The sequence below is a fragment of the Micromonospora sp. DT31 genome, from assembly GCF_049841795.1.
Taxonomy (GTDB): Bacteria; Actinomycetota; Actinomycetes; order Mycobacteriales; family Micromonosporaceae; genus Micromonospora.
In genome coordinates, this window is record NZ_JBNCKZ010000047.1 from 1 (window position 1) to 3,846 (window position 3,846).

The 3,846-nt window shown below is 69.8% G+C and carries 1 protein-coding gene and 1 pseudogene; both read right to left on the bottom strand.

The window, feature by feature from the left end:
* On the bottom strand, positions 1–3,206 hold a 3,206-nt coding region (locus tag ACLQ2X_RS28270), incomplete at its 3' end, for a type I polyketide synthase (protein WP_425684121.1).
* Between the two features lie 138 nt (positions 3,207–3,344).
* Positions 3,345–3,794: pseudogene (locus ACLQ2X_RS28275) on the bottom strand (beta-ketoacyl reductase); the annotation flags it as partial.
* Positions 3,795–3,846 lie beyond the last annotated feature (52 nt).

The window sequence follows — 3,846 nt, forward strand, 5'->3', positions numbered from 1 at the left end:
ACCACCTCAGCAAAAACCTCACCACCACGACGCCACACCGAACGCAACCCCTGAAAACCCGGCCCATACTCAAAACCGACCTCGGACAGTGCGTCGTAGAAGCCCTCGAGCGTCTGCGGTTCGGCACCGACCGGCGGCCAGGCCTCGTCCCAGCGAGCCGCATCGGTGGCGCGTCCGGAGACGAAGCCGCTCGCGTGTCGGACCCACTCCTCCTCAACGCCGTCCCGACGCGCGAACACCGACACCCCACGACGGCCGGACTCCTCCGCCTCACCCACCACCACCTGCACCCGCACACCACCGACCGGCGGCACCACCAACGGCGCCTCAACCACCAACTCCTCCACCACCGACGCACCCACCTGAACCCCCGACCACCACACCCACTCCACCAACGCCGCACCCGGCACCAACACCACACCCGACACCGCATGATCAGCCAGCCACGGCGTCCCACCCACCGACACCCGCCCGGTCACCACCACACCACCCGAACCCAACTCCACCACCGCACCCAACAACCCATGCTCGGCACCCACCAGACCCAGCCCCACCGCGTCGGCCGCCGGTTTCCGGGCCTCGACCCAGTGGCGCGCCCGCTCGAAGGCATAAGTGGGCAGGTCGACGAGCCGGGCCTCACCCTCCTGGAACAGCTCTGCCCAGGAGACGGGTACACCGCGGGTGTGTAGCCGTCCGACAGCGGCGATCAGGCTGGTCTCCTCGTCGTGCTGGCGTCGCGACAGGGCGATGAACGCGTGCGGGTCGTTCTGCTCCGGCAGGCAGTCCGCCGCCATCGCGGTCAGCACCGCGTCGGGACCGATCTCGGCGAAGGTGGTCACGCCCCGCTCCCGCAGAGCCTGCACAGCCTGGAGGAAACGGACCGGCTGACGCACATGCTGCACCCAGTAGTCAGGCGTGAGCAGTTTTTCGGACGCCTCCCGCCCGGTGAGGGTCGAGATCAACGGGATCGTCGGTTCGCGGTAGGACAGCCCCGCCGCGATCTCCCGGAAGTCGTCGAGCATGGCGTCCATACGCGGTGAGTGGAACGCGTGACTGACGCGCAGACGCTTCGTCTTCCAACCGTTGGCGACGCACTGCTGCGCCACAGCCGCAACGGCGTCCTCGTCACCGGAGAGCACCACCGCGGCGGGCCCGTTGACGGCGGCCACCGCGACGCGGGGATTCAGCAGCGGCGTGACGTCGTGCTCGGCCGCGCCCACCGCCAGCATCGCGCCGCCGGAGGGAAGCTCCTGCATCAGCCGGCCCCGGGCGGCGACCAGAGCCGCACCCTCGTCGAGCGAGAAGACGCCGGCGACATGTGCGGCTGCAAGCTCGCCGATGGAGTGGCCGGCGAGCGCGTCGGCCCGTACGCCCCAGGATTCGGTGAGCCGGAAGAGGGCCACCTCCAGAGCGAAGAGCGCGGCCTGGGTGTAGACGGTCTGGTGGAGCAGCGCCGACACCTCCGAGTTCTCCGCTGCGAAGACGACGTCGCGGAGAGAGTGGCTGACGTGGCCGGTCAGGTGCTGGTCGAGTGCCGCGCAGGCCCGGTCGAAGGCGTCCGCATAGGCGGGGAACCGGTCGTACAGACCGCGTCCCATGCCTGGTCGCTGGCTGCCCTGTCCCGTGAACAGGAAGGCCGTCATGGATTTCCCGGCCCGTCCGGCAACCGCCGCGGCGGTCTGCCTGCCGGCGGCGATCGCGGTGAGACCGTCGCGCAGGCTGTCGCTGTCGGCGGCCACGACCACCGCCCGGTTGTCGAAGAGGGTTCGGCTCGCCACAAGCGAGTACGCCACGCCGGCCAATTCCTGGCGCTCGTCGTCCAGTCGGCGGAGCAGCCGCTCTGCCTGCGCCCGGAGCGCTCCCTCGGTCTTGGCGGTGAGCAGGTAGGGCAGCGTACGTTCGGTGATCGGCTCGTGCGCGGCCGGCGGCGCCGGCGGCGCCTGCTCCAGAATGACGTGGGCGTTCGTACCGCTCACCCCGAATGACGACACCGCCGCACGGCGGACACGCTCTCCCGCCGGCCACGGCACTGGCTCGGTCAGCAGACGTACGGCACCGGTGGTCCAGTCCACCTGCCGGCTCGGCGCGTCCACGTGGAGTGTCCGGGGCAACACGCCGTGCTGCAGGGCCATCACCATCTTGATCACACCGGCGACGCCGGCGGCTGCCTGGGTATGGCCGATGTTGGACTTGACCGAGCCGAGCCAGAGTGCCCGGTCCTCGGGGCGGTCCTGTCCATAGGTGGCCAGCAACGCGTGTGCCTCGATCGGGTCCCCGAGCCGCGTTCCTGTGCCGTGGGCCTCCACGGCGTCCACATCGCCGGTGGACAGGCCCGCCGACGCCAGAGCCTGCCGGATCACCCGCTGCTGCGACGGCCCGTTCGGTGCGGTCAGGCCGTTCGATGCCCCGTCCTGGTTGGTCGCCGAGCCGCGTACCACCGCGAGGATGCGATGCCCGGCGCGCTGGGCGTCCGACAGCCGCTCCACCAGCAGCAGACCGACACCTTCCGCCCAACCGGTGCCGTCCGCGCCGTCGGCGAACGCCTTGCACCGGCCGTCCACGGCCAGGCCCCCCTGCCGCGAGAACTCCACGAAGGCGTCCGACGTGGTCATGACGGCGACGCCGCCGGCCAGCGCCATGCGGCATTCACCGGTACGCAGAGCCTGGGCCGCCAGGTGCAGTGCGACCAGCGAGGAGGAGCAGGCGGTGTCGATGGTCACGGCCGGGCCTTCCAGGCCGAACGTGTACGACACCCGGCCCGAGGCCACACTCCCCGACGTACCGGTGAGCCGGTATCCCTCAAGATCGTCTGCTTGCTGCAGTCGGAGCGAATAGTCGTGGTCGTTAACGCCGGCGAACACGCCGACGGCAGTTCCCTTCAGCGTGTCGGCAACGATCCCGGCCTGTTCGAAGGTTTCCCAGGCTACTTCCAGCAGCAGGCGCTGCTGCGGGTCCATTGCCTTCGCCTCGCGGGGCGAGATGCCGAAGAACTCGGCGTCGAAGGTCGGCACGGTGTCCAGGAAGGCGCCACGCCGGGTAGCGGACCGGCCCGGACGGCTGGGATCGTCAGTGAACAACCGATCCAGGTCCCATCCACGGTCAGCAGGGAAGTCCTGGGTGACGTCGAGCCCGTCGGACACCATCTGCCACAGATCGTCCGGTCCCTGGATACCACCGGGGAAGCGGCAACCCATGCCCACGATCACGATCGGGTCGTCGGCCGGGCTGACCGCCGCGGGCTCCGGCATCTGCTGCGGCGCCTCCCCACCGGTCAACCGGTGGTCGAGATGCTGGGCCAGCACGGTGGGGTTCGGGTAGTCGAAGACGACACTGCTCGGCAGCGCCAGGTCAAGCGTCGCGGAGAGACGGTTTCGCAGCTCCATCACCGTCAACGAGTCGAATCCGGCGTCTTTGAAGGGTCGTTCCGCGGCCACGGCGTCGCCCGTGGTGTGCCCGAGAGTCAACGACGCCTCACGCCGCACCAACTCCAACAGAGCAGCAGCCCGCTGCGCGTCAGCCATCCCGACCAGACGCTCACCCAACGACCGCGCCTGATCCGACATCCGCTCCCGCACCGCCTTACGACGACGACGCGTCAACGACCGCAACATCACCGGCGTCTGCTCGGACTCACCCTCCCCGATCACCCCGAGATCCAGATCCGCCGCCACCAACACCGCCCGCGACGACCCGACACCAGCATCGAACAACGCCATCCCCAACGGCCCCGACAACGCCCGCATCCCATCACGGCGATGCCGCCGCAACGCCACCTCGTCCAGGCGGCCGGTCATCTCACTGACCGGCTCCCACAAACCCCACGCCAACGACGTCGCCGCCAACCCC